The 14957-nt window shown below is 66.3% G+C and carries 12 protein-coding genes; 6 read left to right on the top strand and 6 right to left on the bottom strand.

Translation table 11 applies throughout. The features are described 5' to 3' along the window. Window positions 1–11: 11 nt before the first annotated feature. Genes AC0B44_RS05505 through AC0B44_RS05495 form a run of 3 tightly spaced genes read right to left on the bottom strand, consistent with a single transcriptional unit; the run spans window position 12 to window position 3234 of the window. A complete protein-coding gene (locus AC0B44_RS05505; RefSeq protein ID WP_471901912.1) occupies window positions 12–1187 on the bottom strand; it encodes a thiolase domain-containing protein in 1176 nt (391 codons plus the stop codon). Continuing rightward, a complete protein-coding gene (locus AC0B44_RS05500) occupies window positions 1187–2248 on the bottom strand; it encodes a thiolase domain-containing protein (protein WP_471901911.1) in 1062 nt (353 codons plus the stop codon). Before AC0B44_RS05500 ends, AC0B44_RS05505 begins: the two co-directional genes overlap by 1 nt. Before the next feature lie 14 nt (window positions 2249–2262). Further along, window positions 2263–3234 carry a Zn-ribbon domain-containing OB-fold protein gene (locus tag AC0B44_RS05495; RefSeq protein WP_471901910.1) on the bottom strand — a complete coding sequence of 324 codons (972 nt, stop codon included), beginning with the start codon at window positions 3232–3234 and terminating at the stop codon, window positions 2263–2265. A 90-nt stretch (window positions 3235–3324) separates the two neighbouring features. Between AC0B44_RS05495 and AC0B44_RS05490 the strand changes: the two genes are divergently transcribed. Continuing rightward, complete coding sequence (locus AC0B44_RS05490) at window positions 3325–4362, top strand: LLM class F420-dependent oxidoreductase (RefSeq protein ID WP_471901909.1); 1038 nt, start codon at window positions 3325–3327, stop codon at window positions 4360–4362. A 39-nt stretch (window positions 4363–4401) separates the two neighbouring features. Here the strand turns inward: AC0B44_RS05490 and AC0B44_RS05485 are convergent, their stop codons facing one another. Further along, window positions 4402–5931, bottom strand: coding sequence for an AMP-binding protein (locus tag AC0B44_RS05485; protein ID WP_471901908.1), 1530 nt, complete (start codon window positions 5929–5931; stop codon window positions 4402–4404). Window positions 5932–6102: 171 nt separating this feature from the next. Then, on the bottom strand, window positions 6103–6936 hold the full coding sequence (locus AC0B44_RS05480) for a crotonase/enoyl-CoA hydratase family protein (protein WP_471901907.1): 834 nt from the start codon (window positions 6934–6936) through the stop codon (window positions 6103–6105). An 80-nt stretch (window positions 6937–7016) separates the two neighbouring features. On the opposite strand from AC0B44_RS05480, the gene AC0B44_RS05475 reads away from it, so the two are divergent. Continuing rightward, window positions 7017–8675 carry an acyl-CoA synthetase gene (locus AC0B44_RS05475; RefSeq protein WP_471901906.1) on the top strand — a complete coding sequence of 553 codons (1659 nt, stop codon included), beginning with the start codon at window positions 7017–7019 and terminating at the stop codon, window positions 8673–8675. 9 nt (window positions 8676–8684) lie between these two features. Next, complete coding sequence (locus AC0B44_RS05470) at window positions 8685–9797, top strand: NAD(P)H-dependent flavin oxidoreductase (protein ID WP_471901905.1); 1113 nt, start codon at window positions 8685–8687, stop codon at window positions 9795–9797. A 51-nt stretch (window positions 9798–9848) separates the two neighbouring features. On the opposite strand, the gene AC0B44_RS05465 is transcribed toward AC0B44_RS05470, so the two are convergent. Beyond that, complete coding sequence (locus tag AC0B44_RS05465; RefSeq protein ID WP_471901904.1) at window positions 9849–10430, bottom strand: TetR/AcrR family transcriptional regulator; 582 nt, start codon at window positions 10428–10430, stop codon at window positions 9849–9851. A 259-nt stretch (window positions 10431–10689) separates the two neighbouring features. On the opposite strand from AC0B44_RS05465, the gene AC0B44_RS05460 reads away from it, so the two are divergent. From AC0B44_RS05460 to AC0B44_RS05450, 3 genes are read left to right on the top strand one after another with little or no spacing between them, the layout of a single operon-like run. Then, window positions 10690–12477, top strand: a complete 1788-nt coding sequence (locus AC0B44_RS05460) for a multicopper oxidase family protein (protein ID WP_471901903.1) — start codon at window positions 10690–10692, stop codon at window positions 12475–12477. Beyond that, complete coding sequence (locus AC0B44_RS05455) at window positions 12474–13658, top strand: alpha/beta hydrolase (protein ID WP_471901902.1); 1185 nt, start codon at window positions 12474–12476, stop codon at window positions 13656–13658. The genes AC0B44_RS05460 and AC0B44_RS05455 overlap by 4 nt, the downstream gene beginning before the upstream one ends. Continuing rightward, window positions 13655–14938, top strand: a complete 1284-nt coding sequence (locus AC0B44_RS05450; RefSeq protein ID WP_471901901.1) for an oxygenase MpaB family protein — start codon at window positions 13655–13657, stop codon at window positions 14936–14938. The genes AC0B44_RS05455 and AC0B44_RS05450 overlap by 4 nt, the downstream gene beginning before the upstream one ends. Window positions 14939–14957: the final 19 nt, after the last annotated feature.

Below are 14957 nucleotides of genomic sequence, written 5' to 3'. Positions count from 1 at the left end.
ATGTGATGCTCCTAGTTCGTGGGGCGGTCGGAAGAGACCACCCACATCGAGAAGTACTGGGAGCCGCCACCGTACGCGTGCCCGAGGGCCTTACTGGCACCGTCGACCTGGTGATCTCCGGCCTTGCCCATCACCTGGATCGCGGCCTCGGCGAAACGGATCATCCCGGATGCGCCGATGGGGTTGGAGCAGAGCACACCGCCGGACATGTTGATCGGCAGTTGTCCCCCGATGGCGGTTTCACCGGACTCGGTCAGCTTCCAACCCGACCCCTGCGGAGTGAATCCGAGGTTCTCGAGCCACATCGGCTCGAACCACGAGAAGGGGACGTAGATTTCGGCGCAGTCGATCTCCGTGAGCGGATCGGTGATGCCCGCCTGCTTCCACAATGCTGCTGCCGCGTCCCGGCCCGCCTGGGGGTCGACCTGGTCACGACCCGCGTAGGTCGTGGGTTCGGTACGCATGGCGGTCGCGTGGATCCAGGCGACACTGCGGCCGGCCTGCTCCGCGGCGACGGCACTGTCGGCGTCCCCGATCACGACGGCGCACGCACCGTCGGAGGACGGGCAGGTCTCGTCGTAGCGGATCGGGTCCCACAGCATCTGTGACGCCTGGACCTTCTCCAATGTGATGTCCGGTTGCTTGAGATGTGCGTACGGGTTCTTGGCGCCGTTCAGCCGGTCCTTCACGGCCACCATCGCCCCGACGTGCTCGGGTGCTCCGGATCGCCTGATGTACGAGCGGACGTGCGGAGCGAAGTAGCCGCCCGCGCCGGCGCCGACCGGCATGGTGAACGGCACCGGTGTCGACAGCGCCCACATCGCGTTGGATTCGGACTGCTTCTCCCACGCCACCGCGAGGACCCGGCGGTGGACGCCGGACTGCACCATGCTCGCCGCGACGTTCGCGGTGGACCCTCCCACCGATCCCGCCGTGTGTACGCGCAGCATCGGTTTGCCGGTTGCGCCGATCGCGTCGACCATCGACAACTCGGGCATCATGATGCCCTCGAACAGGTCGGGTGCCTTGCCGATGATGACGGCGTCGATGTCGTCCCAGCCCACCTGGGCATCGAGCATGGCGCGGTCGATGGCTTCGCGGACCAGGCCGGACATCGATACGTCGTGACGCTTGGCGACGTAGTGGGTCTGGCCGGTACCCAGGACAGCTGCGGGTTGCTTCGCCATCAGTTACGTCCCTCCAGAACGGCTACCAGATTCTGTTGCAGCAGTGCGCCACTCGTTGCGTGTGCGAGCGCGCGGCCCGCTGATCCGGTCATGATCGACTGGGCGGCGTATCCGATTCGCTCGAGGCCGCCGGAGAACATCGCGTTGCCGGTGAGCGGACCACCCGACGGATTGACGACGGTGCCGTCGCCGAGTCCGATCTCCTCACGCAGGATCAACTCCTGATGGGTGAACGGGGCGTGCAGTTCCGCGACGTCGAACGCGGTGTCGCCGCCCGTCACGGAGCGGGCCGCGGCACGCGCCGACGGTGCGGTGGTGAGGTCGGCGGCACCGAAGTTCGGTGAGTCGATCCGATGCTCGATTCCGGTGATCCACGCCGGGTTCTCGCACAGTTCGCGTGCCCGGTCGCCCGTGGCCAGTACGATCGCGGCCGCACCGTCGGTGACGGGAGCGCAGTCGTGCTTCCGGAGTGGGTCGGCAATGTACGGGCGCGAGAGCAGTTCGTCGATATCGAGGTCGCCGGAGAACTGGGCCTTCGGGTTGTTCTTCGCCGCAGCGAGAGAGCGGACGGCTACTTCGGCCATCTCCCGGTCTGTCCACTTCCCGGATTCGAGACCCATCCGGGCCTGGAGTCCGGCGAGAGAGACGGAGTCGACGCCGAGTGGCGCGACGAGATACGGATCGAGTTGCAGCGAGAGAGTCCGCCGCAACGTCCCGGCCGACGACTTGCCGAAGCCGTAGACCAGGGCGGTGTCCACCTCGCCGGTGAGAAGTTTGACCCACGCCTCGTAGAGCGCCCATGCGGCGTCCATCTCGACGTGGGACTCGTTGATCGGCGGCACGGCGCCGATGGCGTCGATCGCCGAGATGAACGAGAACGCACGGCCGGCCAGGTAGTCCGACGACCCGGAGCACCAGAACCCGATGTCCGACTTGGTGATTCCGAGCTTGTCGTAGAGCTCTTGGAAACAGGGGACGAGCATTTCCACACCGTTGGTGGTGCCGAACGTCTCGCGCACGTACGGGGCGTGCGCGAAGCCGACGACTGCAATGTCTGTCATTGTGCTCGACGCTCCTAGAGGTGGTGTTTGAAGGTGTCGAACTCGGCGTCGGGTTCGCCGGTCGGGCGGAAGTATTCGATATTGCGCAGCGTGTGGTCCCACTCTTCGCGGGGCCGCCACTTGGCCTCGACCCTCATGCCCATGCGGACTTCGGTCGCCTCGCACTCGAGGATGAGGTGGAGGAACGGGATGTCGGCACCGTCGAGCAGCACATACGCGGCGACGTAGGGGGGCTTGATCTGCTGGCCCATGAACGGCACGTTGACGATGCAGAACGTCGTGACGGTTCCCTTGTCGGGCAACTCCACCGGTTCCTTGGTGGGCACACCGTCGGTGGGGCTCGCACCGCGCGGCGGCACGTACACCTTCTCACCGGGGCCGGTGCGGCCACCGATGATCTTGCCTTCCTTCAGGCCCCGGAGGTACCAGGACTCCTCGGGGGAAGCGCTGTGCCGGTAGTGCAGGTCGACGGGAGTGGTGATCATCGAAACCGGCTCGCCGGACTCCGGTGGGGTGTCCGTGACCGCTTCGCCGGGCTCGAACGCCGCGATGTCGTGGATTCCGCCGGTACGCTCGGACGCCCAGCGGACCCGGACGCGCAGACCGGTTTCGATGTCGTCGGGAGAGGCGACGTCCACGGCGTGGAGGATCGAGGTGTCGGCGCCGTCGAGCTGGATGAGCGCCCACGCGAACGGCCGGTCGAAGGGCTGGCCCGGCAACGGGTCCGCGTTCCACGTCCAGCTGACGACGGTTCCCGTCAGGCCCACCTCGACGAAATCGGTGAGTGGTTCGTGGGTGACGGGGTCGTACTCGGGCGGAGGGACGAAGATCCTGCCGTCGGATCCACGGGCCCCGACGATGCGTCCGTCGCGCAGTCCGGTGACGAACGCGCCGACGGTCGGCCCGGTGGATCGTGTGTAGTCGAACTTCAGATTCAGCGGCGCATTGAGCGGTGGCTCGGCGACCGCACTCTTTCCCAGGCTCACAAAGTCGAGTAGAACAGGTTCTAGTGTTGCTGGCAAGGGTAGCGTGTGATCTGCACCTCGCCGCACTTGATCCGACCCGGAAGGCGTGCAATGAAACTGGGACTGCAGCTGGGATACTGGGGCGCGCAGCCACCGGGCAACGCACCGGAACTCGTTGCAGCCGCCGAAGCCGAGGGGTTCGACGCGGTGTTCGCAGCCGAGTCGTGGGGTTCGGACGCGTTCACCCCGCTCGCGTGGTGGGGATCGTCCACCGACCGGGTGCGGCTGGGCACCTCCGTCGTCCAGATCTCGGCGCGCACGCCCACCAGTTGCGCGATGCACGCGCTGACCCTCGATCACCTGTCGGGCGGCCGGCACATTCTCGGTCTCGGTGTATCCGGTCCGCAGGTCGTGGAGGGCTGGTACGGCGCGCCGTTCGAGAAGCCGCTCGCGAGGACCAGGGAGTACGTCTCGATCATCCGTCAGGTCCTGGCGCGGGAAGCGCCCGTCACGAGTCCGGGGCCGCACTACCCCCTGCCGTACACCGGTGCGGGTGCCACGGGACTGGGGAAACCGCTCAAGCCGATCACCCACCCGCTGCGTTCGGACATACCGATCTGGCTGGGCGCCGAGGGTCCCAAGAATGTCGCGCTCACCGCGGAGATCGCCGACGGCTGGCTCGCCATCTACTACACACCGCGTCTCGCGCCGATGTACGACGAGTGGCTCGACGAGGGCTTCGCCCGTGCCGGGGCGCGCCGCACCCGCGAGGACTTCGAGATCGCCGCGACGTGCCAGGTGGTGGTGACGGACGACCGTGCGGGCACGATCGCGGCGATGAAACCGGTGACGGCGCTGTACGTCGGCGGGATGGGTGCGCCGGAACTGAACTTCCACGCGCAGGTCTACCGGCGCATGGGGTACGGCGACGTGGTGGACGAGGTCACCGAACTCTTCCGTTCCGGCCGCAAAGACGAAGCAGCCGAGGCGATTCCGGACGAGATGGTGACCGAGACGATGATCGTCGGAGACCTCGACGAGGTGCGTGACGGGGTGCGCAGGTGGGAGGACGCCGGCGTCACCATGCTGCTCGTCTCGTGCCGCGACGCCGCCCAGATCAAGGAGCTTGCCTCGGTCGTGTTGCAGTGAGCCGGGCGTGATGATCCGGGCGACAGCCACTCTGTCGGCTCAGGAGGTATAGGCCGCCTTCAGCTTTCCCTTGACCAGCTTGCCTGTGGGGGTGCGGGGAAGCCGGTCGACGAAGTCCACCGACCTCGGCACCTTGAAGTGGGCGACGCGGTCCCGGACGTACGAGAGCAGTTGCTCGGCGAGTTCCGGTGATTCGGTGGCGCCCGGCGACAGTTCCACCACGGCCTTGACCTCCTCGCCCATCTCCGAGTGCGGCACGCCGATGACCGCCACATCGTCGACGGCCGGGTGGAGCGCGAGGACGTTCTCGATCTCCTGCGGGTAGATGTTCACGCCGCCGGAGATGATGGTGAAGGACTTGCGGTCGGTCAGATACAGGAAGCCTTCGTCGTCGAGGTAGCCGAGATCGCCGACTGTCGTCCACGTCGGATGCTCGGGATGTTGTGCGGTGGCGGTCTTCTCGGGATCGTTGTGGTAGGTGAAGGGGATGTGGTCGGCTTCGAAATAGATCGTGCCGATCTCGCCGGGTGCGAGGACCCTGCCTTCGTCGTCGCAGATGTGGGCGGGACCGATGACGCTCTTGCCCACCGAGCCGGGATGGTCGAGCCATTCCTGGCTGTTGATGAACGTGATGCCGTTGGCTTCGGTAGCGCTGTAGTACTCGTAGATCACGGGGCCGAGCCAGTCGATCATGGCGCGCTTGACCTCGGGCGGGCACGGCGCCGCGGCATGGATGAGCACTCGCAGGCTCGACAGATCGTGCCGGGTCCGGATCTCCGGGTCGAGTTTGAGCATGCGCACGAACATCGTCGGGACCATCTGGCCCGCTGTCACGGAGTACTGCTCGATGTGGCGCAGTGCGGTCTCGGGCTCGAACTTCGCAGCCAGCACCACCGTGCCACCGAGCGCGTGGATCGCGGCGCCCCAGCGCAGCGGCGCGGCGTGGTAGATCGGTGCGGGGGAGTAGTAGACGTCGGCGTCGCCGATGCCGAACATGTACTGCGCCACCATCACCAGCGATTCACCGGGCTCGTCGACCCGGCGCTCGGGCAGCGGCGGCTGGATACCCTTGGGGAATCCGGTGGTGCCCGAGGAGTAGAGCATGATCCCGCCGCACGGCTCCTCGTCGAGTCGCGGCCCGGCGCCGGCGAGTGCCTCCTCGTACGACCCGAATCCGGGAACTGCGCCACCGAACGCGAGTCGGGCGGAGCGGGCCTCGACCGTCTCGCCGACGCGTTCCGCGAGTTCGCCGAGAGCCGCCGAAACGACCAATGCCTTTGCGCCGCTGTCCTCGACGATGTACGCGATCTCCCCGGCGGTGAGATGACTGTTGACCGCGGTGATGTAGAGGCCGGAGCGCAGTGCAGCCCAGAACACCTCGAACGCTTCGACCCGGTTGTCCGTGAGCAACGCAACGACGTCACCCTGCCGGAGTCCCGCGTCGTGCAGCACCCGTGCCAATGCCGCCGAATGGTCGTCCAACTCGCGATAGGTCAGGCTGCGGTCGCTGTCGGCGAGAACGACAGCGATTTTGTCGGGTGTGGTGCGCGCGTGGACGCCGGGGTACATGGGGCTCCTTACCGCCTGCACGAACAGTGCGGGTCTGTGTCCTGGAACACAACGGAAGGTAGCAGAGCCCGTATTTTGGTGTGGTCCAGGTCTCACAGGTTCATGCGGCCGCGCACACGAGCGCGCCCGCGCACGGGTGTGCGCGGGCGCGTCGCCGGGTCGGTGGGGGAGTCAGGCTCCGGTGAACTTCGGGGGCCGTTTCTCGGCGAAGGCACGGGGACCTTCTTTTGCGTCGGCACTCTTGAAGACCGCGGCACCGAGTTCGGCGTCGATCCGGAACGCCTCTTCCTCGTGGAGGCCCTCGGAGTCGCGAATCGTGCGCAGGATGGCCTGTACGGCGACCGGCCCATTGTTCGCGATGGTCTCAGCGATCTCGAGTGCCTTGTCGAGTGCGGTGCCGTCGGGGACCACGTAACCGATGAGCCCGATCTCTTTGGCTTCGGCCGCCTTGATGTGCCGGCCGGTGAGCAGAATGTCCGCTGCGATCGTGTACGGAATCTGGCGGACGAGACGCACCGCGGAACCGCCGAGGGGGAACAGACCCCACTTGGCCTCGGAGACGCCGAACTTGGCACTCTCTCCCGCGACCCGGATGTCGGTGCCCTGCAGGATTTCCGTGCCGCCGGCGATGGCTGCGCCTTCGACCGCGGCGATGAGAGGCTTGGTCAGCCGACGGCCCTTGAGTAGGGCGGGGAGCCGGGACAGGTCCCAGCCGCCGCCCTCGAACTTGTCGCCCGGCGCCGACTGGTTCATCGCCTTGAGGTCCGCTCCCGCGCAGAACGCACCACCGGCGCCGGTGAGGATGGCGACGCGGATCTCGGGATCGCTGTCGACCCGGTCCCAGGCCTCGGACATGATCGCCATCATTTCGCCCGACAGCGCGTTACGTGCCTCCGGCCGGTTGAGCGTCACGATGAGGACGTGGCCGCGCTGCTCTACGAGGCAGTGCGGAGCATGCGGCGAAATGTCCGGATCGGCTGCGCCGGGGGCTGCGGGAGAGGACACTGGGAGGACTCCTGGCGGTGTTGTGAAATAGGTCTCAGTAAAGTCTTGTCAATAACGGTAACACGTTCTACTTTTGTGGCGTGCCCCTAAACATCGCAGACCTCGTCGAGCACGCAATCGACCTCGTTCCCGACCGTGTTGCACTGGCCTCGGACGGCAGAGAGGTCACCTACGGACAATTGGAGGAACGAGCCAACCGACTCGCCAACTACCTGGCCGAACAGGGCGTGAAGCCGGGTGACAAGGTTGGCATCTACTCCCGGAACACCATCGAAGCCGTCGAGGCGATGGTTGCGGTGTTCAAGATCCGGGCCGTCATGGTCAACATCAATTACCGGTATGTCGAGAACGAGTTGCAATACCTCCTCGACAATTCCGACACCGTGGCGCTCATCCACGAACGCCGGTACTCGGACAAGGTTGCCAATGTCCTGCCGCTCACGCCCCTGATCCGAACCGTCGTGGTGATCGAGGACGGCACCGATACCGACTACTCGTCGTACGGCGGGGTGGAATACGAGGCCGCGCTCGCCCAGGGTTCCGCCGAGCGCAGCTTCGGTGAGCGCAGTGCGGACGACCTGTACATGCTGTACACCGGCGGGACCACGGGCCACCCGAAGGGCGTCATGTGGCGCCACGAAGACGTCTGGCGCGTGCTCGGTGGCGGCATCAACTTCATGACCGGTGAATGGGTCAAGGACGAGTGGGAACTCGCGAAGCAGGGAGCAGAGAACCCCGGCCTCGTGCGGTACCCGATTCCGCCGATGATCCACGGTGGCGCGCAGTGGGCGCTGTTCCAGTCGCTGTTCAGCGGCGGCAAGGTCGTCATGCACCCCGAGTTCTCTGGCCACGAAGTGTGGCGGATCATCGACGACCACAAGGTCAACGTCATCTTCATCACCGGTGACGCCATGGGCCGCCCGATGCTCGACGCGCTCGAAGAAGGCAACCCGAATACCGGTAAGCCGTACGACCTTTCGACCCTCTACGCGATGGCGTCGAGCGCCGCGCTGTTCTCGCCTTCCCTCAAGGACCGTTTCCTGGAACTGCTCCCCGGCAAGGTGCTCACCGACTCGATCGGCTCGTCCGAGAGCGGGTTCGGCGGACTCGGGATCGTGGAGAAGGGCAAGACCCGCGGTGGCGGTCCCACGGTGAAGATCGACGAGTCGACCACCGTGCTCGACGAGGACGGCAACCCCATCGCCCCGGGTTCGGGACAGGTCGGGTTGATCGCCCGCAAGGGCAATATCCCGCTGGGCTACTACAAGGACGAAGAAAAGACGAAGGCGACCTTCCGCGAGTACAACGGCGTTCGCTATTCGATCCCGGGCGATTACGCGCGGGTCGAGGAGGACGGCTCGGTGACCATGCTCGGCCGCGGTTCGGTGTCCATCAACAGCGGCGGCGAGAAGATCTATCCGGAAGAGGTCGAGGGCGCGCTCAAGTTGCACCCGGCAGTGTTCGACGTCCTCGTCGTCGGTGTGCCCGACGACCGCTTCGGCGAGCGGGTCGCTGCGGTGATCGCACTGCGGGAGGGTATGACCGCGAGCCTCGACGAACTCGTCGCGAGCGCCCGTACCAAGATCGCCGGGTACAAGGTGCCGCGTAGCGCCTGGTTCGTCGACGAGATCAAGCGCTCACCGGCGGGCAAGCCCGATTACCGCTGGGCCCACGAGCAGACGGAGGCGCGCCCGGCCGACGAGCACTGCACCACGAGCAGCACCGGCGCAGCGGGCTGAGGGAGAAGTATGCAGACCGCACTGAGCCGGAAGTTCGGAATCGACTATCCGATCTTCGGTTTCACCCCGTCGGAGCACGTCGCTGCCGCGATCAGTCGCGCAGGTGGACTCGGTGTCCTCGGATGCGTGCGCTTCAACGACCCGGACGAACTCGATGCCGTCCTCACCTGGATGGACGAGAACACCGACGGGAGGCCGTACGGCGTGGACATCGTGATGCCGGCGAAGGTGCCGACCGAAGGCACCGCGGTCGACCTCGACAAGCTGATTCCGGAGGAACACCGCGCGTTCGTCGACCGGACTCTCGCCGAACTCGGTGTTCCGCCGCTGTCCGATGACGTCGAGCAGGCGAGCGGTGTGCTCGGCTGGTTGCACTCGGTGGCGCGGTCGCACGTCGATATCGCTCTCGGGCACCGCATCTCCCTGATCGCGAATGCCCTGGGTTCGCCGCCGAAGGATGTCATCGACCTGTCACACGAGAAGGGTGTGCCGGTCGCTGCGCTCGCGGGAGCGGTCGAACACGCACGTCGGCACGTCGAGAACGGCGTCGACATCGTGATCGCCCAGGGATACGAGGCCGGGGGACACACCGGCGAGGTGGCCTCGATGGTGTTGTGGCCCGAAATCGTCGACGCCATCGGTGATTCGGCGTCGGTGCTCGCAGCGGGTGGCGTGGGTTCCGGCCGGCAGGTCGCGGCAGCGCTGGCACTCGGGGCCTCGGGAGTATGGATGGGTTCGTACTGGCTCACCGCCGCCGAATACAAACTGGGTTCCGCTGCCAACGGCCCGTCGTCGATACAGCGGGCGTTGCTCGGTGCGACGTCGTCGGACACGGTACGGTCGCGGATCTACTCCGGCAAGCCCGCGCGCCTCCTCAAGACCAAGTGGACGGAGGCGTGGTCCAAGCCTGATGCACCCGCGCCACTGCCCATGCCGCTGCAGAACATTCTGGTCAGCGAGGCGCATCAGCGTATTTCGGCGGCCGACGATCCTGAAGTCGTCGCGATGCCGGTGGGCCAGGTGGTGGGCCGGATGAACGACATTCGTCCTGTCGCGGAGATCATGGACGAACTCGTGACCGGCTACGACCGGGCGGTCGATCGTCTGAACGAAGCCCGATAGACCGGGGGGGGGTGGGGCTGTGCCCGGGAGGTGTTTCCTCCCGGGCACGTCCTATTTCCGGACCAGAATCGTCAGCAACGCCTGAATCTGCTCGACCGTGGGGGAGGGCAATCCGTCGCGTCCGTACACGAACCCGATTCCCGCGTACACCAGTGTTCCGGCGCGGACCCGTGCCTCGTCCTTGTCGAAACCGAGTTCGAGGAAAGCATTCTCGACGACGGCCATGATCCGCTGGTCGAGGGCACGCACCGATTCGGCGACCTGCGGATCACTTCGCGCCCACTCGCGCACCGCGACCTCGGCCTCCCATGCGCGATCGTCGACGAGCATCGTGCCCATACGCGCCAGACGTTCCCGGACGGGCAACTCCTCGACGCTCGTCAGACCGCGGGCGGCGTCGTTGTCTTGTGAGGTGTAGCGGGTGGCGATGGCCTTCATCAGGTCGTCGATGTCGGTGAAGTGCCAGTAGAAACTGCCCTTGGTGACACCGAGTTCGTCGCACAACCGGGAGATCTTCACGGCATTGCGGCCTTCGGTGACGAGCAGTTGGAGTCCGGCGGCGGTCCAGTCGTCGAGGGAAAGCCGGGGACGTCGGCCGGACCGCGAGCGTTCCTTCGCCGGTTGCTGCGCCACGGGTCGCCACCTCTTGTCTCTCGCTGTAAGCGCCGAGCCTACATGTCGCCGGGGCCGGGACTGTGGGCGAGCGGAACCGAGGTGAGGACACTGCGAGCGAACGACTTTCCGGCACAGTGGAATACAGGCCTCCACTTGGCCTCTGGCGATGGCGACGAAAACCGGGGGATTGACCACACCATACCGTATGGTATTGTGATCGCGATCACGAAGTTTGCTGCCTCGTCGGCTGCGGTCGCGTGAAACGGAAGCCTGGTCCATGCGCAATATCAGTCGCAGAACTCTTCTCGCCGGAATCGCAGTCGGTGCCGGCTCGGGTCTGCTCGTCGGGGGAAGAGCACTCGCTGATCCGCCGGAACTCCCACGCCCCATGCTCTTTCCCTCACCACAGCTCACGCCGTTCGTCGACGACCTCCCCGTCCTCCCGAGGCTCGAGGGCTCGTCGCTGACGCTCGATGCGGTGAGCGCGACCCACAGCTTCCATCGCGACCTCGCGCCCGGTCCGACCCTGGCCTACGGAAACAGCACGTATCTCGGTCCGGTGATCACCGCTCACCGCGGACAGGAAACGACGATCGACTACCGCAACCGGATCACCGTGCATCCGTTCGCTGCCGACGTCGACACCTCCCTGCACGGACTGAGCGAGCGGGACCGCACCGACGTACCCACATCGATGCACCTGCACGGCGGCGTGACGCCTCCCGAATTCGACGGCCACCCTCAGAAGATCGCGCGGCCGGGAGAGGGATCGACGTACCGGTTCCCGAACAGGCAGGATGCGGCCGGGCTGTGGTACCACGACCACGCCATGGCCGTCACGCGCCTGAACGTCTATGCCGGGCTCGCGGGTGTGTACCTGCTCCGCGACGACTACGACACCGGAGAACGCGGCAACCCACTGGGATTGCCCGCCGGGGAGTTCGAACTCGAACTGGTACTGCAGGAAAAGATCGTGCACAGCGATGGACGGCAGAGCATCCGCTCCACCCCGATCGTTCCGCAGGGCAGATGGGAAGGCGGCGCGGTCGGCGACGTCGGCGTCGTCAACGGCAAGATCTGGCCCGAGGCCCGGGTAGCACGGGGTCTGTACCGACTGCGACTGTTCAATGCCGCGTCCTTCAGCGTGTGGGATCTGCGTTTTTCCAACGGCATGCCGTTCTGGGTCATCGGGATGGAAGGCGGACTGCTCGACGCTCCCGCACCGACCACCCACGTACGGCTGGCACCGGGCGAACGTGTAGACCTGCTGGTCGATTTCGGCACGCTCGAGCCCGGCGCCACCGTCGAGCTCCGCAACACCGAATCGGCCGCACCGCAAGCCGCGCAGATCGGTGCCGTGCACATGCCGGTGTTTATGCGTTTCAGGGCCGAGGCCGCGCGAGGTTTCGCAGCGACGCCCCCGACTCGTCTCCGGGGTGGCCTGCGGCAACCGCCGGTCGTGGGAGCGGTCCCGGCCGTGCAGCACGTTCGTCACGTGTCGCTGAGTCAGCCGTCGGACGTGCGGCTACCCCCGTCGATCATGTCGCTCAACAATCTCAGGTTCCACAGTGAGGACATCGAGATGCCCCGGCAGGGCACCGTCGAGCAGTGGAACATCGTCAACGCCACGCCGGACCCGCACCCGATCCACTTGCATCTGGTGCATTTTCGCGTCGTGGGACGTCAGGCGATCGACACGCTCGCGATGTGCGCGCGGCAACCACAGCCGCCGATCGGGACCAAGTGGACGCCCGATGCCGATCCGTTCGTCGTCGAACCGTTGCGGGGCCCCGAGCCGTGGGAGACCGGCTTCAAGGACACCGTGATCTGCGACCCGAACTCGGTGACCCGCATCGTCGCGTACTTCCCGACGGCCGCGGAACTGGGCTTCGATCCCGACGCGACGTTCCCCGCAGCGGTCGACATGGCGGACGCGCACGGTGCTCCGCACGACCCGCACGCCGACCATGCGCACGCCGAGCGACTCCAGGGCTACGTGTGGCACTGCCACGTCCTCGACCACGAAGACCACGACATGATGCTCAAATACCGGACGGTGCAATGAACTCCACGACAGGCTCCGAACCCCGCGACCACTTCCAGCGCATCCCGTACGAACCGGCGACCGACGGCCGCGTCGAGATGCACTCCGGTCTCAGCCGGCACTATCCGACGCTGCACGGCAACCTCGTCGCGATGCCCGGGCACTCCCGCGAGGTCGGGGTGATCATGTGCCATCCGGCGTCGAACTTCCTCAGTCATTTCCTGCTCCGCGCGTTCGCCGAAGCCGGAATCCCTGCGATGGGCCTGAACACCCGGTACGCCTCCAACGAGCCCGCCCTCATCATGGAACGTGCCGCGTTCGACCTCGGTACCGGCGTGCGCTGGATGACGGACGAACTCGGCTTCGAGAAGGTGGTGCTGCTCGGATTCAGCGGCGGCGGATCGCTGGCGTCGTTCTATCAGTCGCAGGCGGAGAACCCCACGGTCACGCAGACCCCCGCCGGTGATCCCGCCCGATTCGCCGACGCGAATCTGCGTCCGGCCGACGCGAATCTGCTCGTCGGGGCACACCCGGGGCGCGCGCGGGTGCTGCGGCACTGGATCGACGGCGCCGTCGTCGACGAGGCCGACCCTTATGCGACCGATCCCGGCCTCGACCTGTACGCACCGGACCGCACGGTCCCGCTCGACCGGGAGTGGGTGGCCGCGTATCGCGACGCGCAGCTCGCCCGTATGCGTCGCATCGACGCCTGGGTTCTCGAACAACTCGACGAACTGAACCGTGTCGGTGCGTCCGACCGGGGATTCGTGGTGCATCGCACCGTGGGAGATCCCCGGTTCGTCGACACCACGCTCGACCCCTCGGACCGGGAAGCCGGCAGCATGTACGGCGATCCGGCCGCGGCCAACACTGCCGCCGGAGGGCTCGCACGATTCGTCACGGTGCGCAGTTGGCTCAGCACGTGGAGCGTGGATCACACCAACGCCGACGCACTGACCGACCTGAACAACGTCACCGCGCCGACCCTGGTGATGAGCCTGCTCGGCGACCAGGCCGCTTTCGCCGAGGACTCCCGGCTGATGCGCGATGCCCTGCCGGGCGAGGCGGAACTGATCGAGATGCGCAATCTCAACCATTACCTCGTGGACCAGCCCGGGGGGCTTCACGACGTCGTGACGCGATTGAGCGGGTGGATCCGCCGCACGGTGACAGACGACCGAGCCGAGGAGGCATCGGCATGACCGGAACACTGGAAACCACACCCGACGAACCCACCACCGCAGACCGGTGCCCGAGCGCGTTCCCGTACTGGCAGGCGCAGGCCCGCCCCGGAGTCCGGCGTCTGCGACGGCTGATCCGGGCCGCGACGGGATTCGACATCCTTCCCACCGACGAACAGGCCCGTGCGCTGTGCAACGACCTCTACAGCGGTGACCCCACCGCCGAGCGCTTCGTCGAGGAGGTCTATCACGGCGAACCCGGCCCGAAGGAGGCTCGGGTACTGCTCGATCGGGCCCTGGCGGACGGCATCGACTCCGTTCCCGAGGCCCCCGACGCGATGAAGGCACTGTTCGGCGAGTTCGAAACCGTCCCCGACTGGGTGCAACCGGACCTCGTGGAACAGGGCGCCGAAATCTGGCGCCGCTGGGGCACGATGCTGTTCAGCTTCGCCGGTGCGGAGACTCTCGAGATCTACACCGAATCCGCTGTGGCTACGCCACTCTCGCTCGCCGGCGGTTACGCGGGTGACAATGCTCTGCGAAGGTTCCTCGAAACCTCGCGGTTCTGGATCGACGTCTCCGAACCCGGTGCGCTCCTCACGCCCGGATCGCGGGGCCGGGCGACCGCGCTGAAAGTGCGGATCATGCATGTCTCCGTACGTGCGCGGGTGGCCGGGCACCCGGAATGGGACGCCGCCAAATGGGGACTCCCGATCAGTCAGACCTACATGCTTCTCACCCTCATTGCGGGCAGTGTGACTCCGGGCCTGGCGCTGTGGTCCCTCGGATACCACACCACGCCGCGAGAGATCCGCGCGCTCATCCACTTCCAGAAGTACATGGGCTACCTCCTCGGCGTGCGAATGTCCTGGTATCCCGAGACGATCGGCGACAGCGTGCGGACCCTGCTCACCACCGTCGTGTCGCGGTCGTACGACTCGGGGGAGTACGGCAAGGAACTCATCGAGTCGTACCCACAGGCATTCGCTCCGCGCGAAGGGCAACACGGTCTCGCCCTGCTGCGCGCGAAATACAACTTCCGCATCAACTCGGTGTACTCCGCGATGTTCATGTCGCCCGCCACCAGACGCAAGTATTCGATGCCGAAAATACTGCCGTGGATGCTCATCCCGATCGTGCGGTTCCCTCTCATCACGCTGATGGAACTCGCGCGGCGGTTCGTGCCCGGTGTCGCCGCGCTGCACGAGAAGATCATGGTCGTGCACCGGGAGAACTGGTACCGGGCCCAGATGGACGGTCGCGAAGCGCAATTCGATGCGAGCGGCGCTCTGCGTCGTTGATCCGAGCCACACCCCGACA

This window comes from Rhodococcus sp. NPDC019050, assembly GCF_055664235.1.
Note: the sequence above shows the minus strand (reverse complement) of the source record. Positions and strands in the feature narration are given on the sequence as shown.

Excerpts from the sequence above, each read along its gene's own strand:
- AC0B44_RS05500 (WP_471901911.1), bottom strand. The coding sequence starts at position 2,248 with ATGACAGACATTGCAGTCGTCGGCTTCGCGCACGCCCCGTACGTGCGC.
- AC0B44_RS05450 (WP_471901901.1), top strand. The coding sequence starts at position 13,655 with ATGACCGGAACACTGGAAACCACACCCGACGAACCCACCACCGCAGAC.
- AC0B44_RS05485 (WP_471901908.1), bottom strand. The coding sequence starts at position 5,931 with ATGTACCCCGGCGTCCACGCGCGCACCACACCCGACAAAATCGCTGTC.
- AC0B44_RS05455 (WP_471901902.1), top strand. The coding sequence starts at position 12,474 with ATGAACTCCACGACAGGCTCCGAACCCCGCGACCACTTCCAGCGCATC.
- AC0B44_RS05470 (WP_471901905.1), top strand. The coding sequence starts at position 8,685 with ATGCAGACCGCACTGAGCCGGAAGTTCGGAATCGACTATCCGATCTTC.
- AC0B44_RS05460 (WP_471901903.1), top strand. The coding sequence starts at position 10,690 with ATGCGCAATATCAGTCGCAGAACTCTTCTCGCCGGAATCGCAGTCGGT.
- AC0B44_RS05490 (WP_471901909.1), top strand. The coding sequence starts at position 3,325 with ATGAAACTGGGACTGCAGCTGGGATACTGGGGCGCGCAGCCACCGGGC.
- AC0B44_RS05505 (WP_471901912.1), bottom strand. The coding sequence starts at position 1,187 with ATGGCGAAGCAACCCGCAGCTGTCCTGGGTACCGGCCAGACCCACTAC.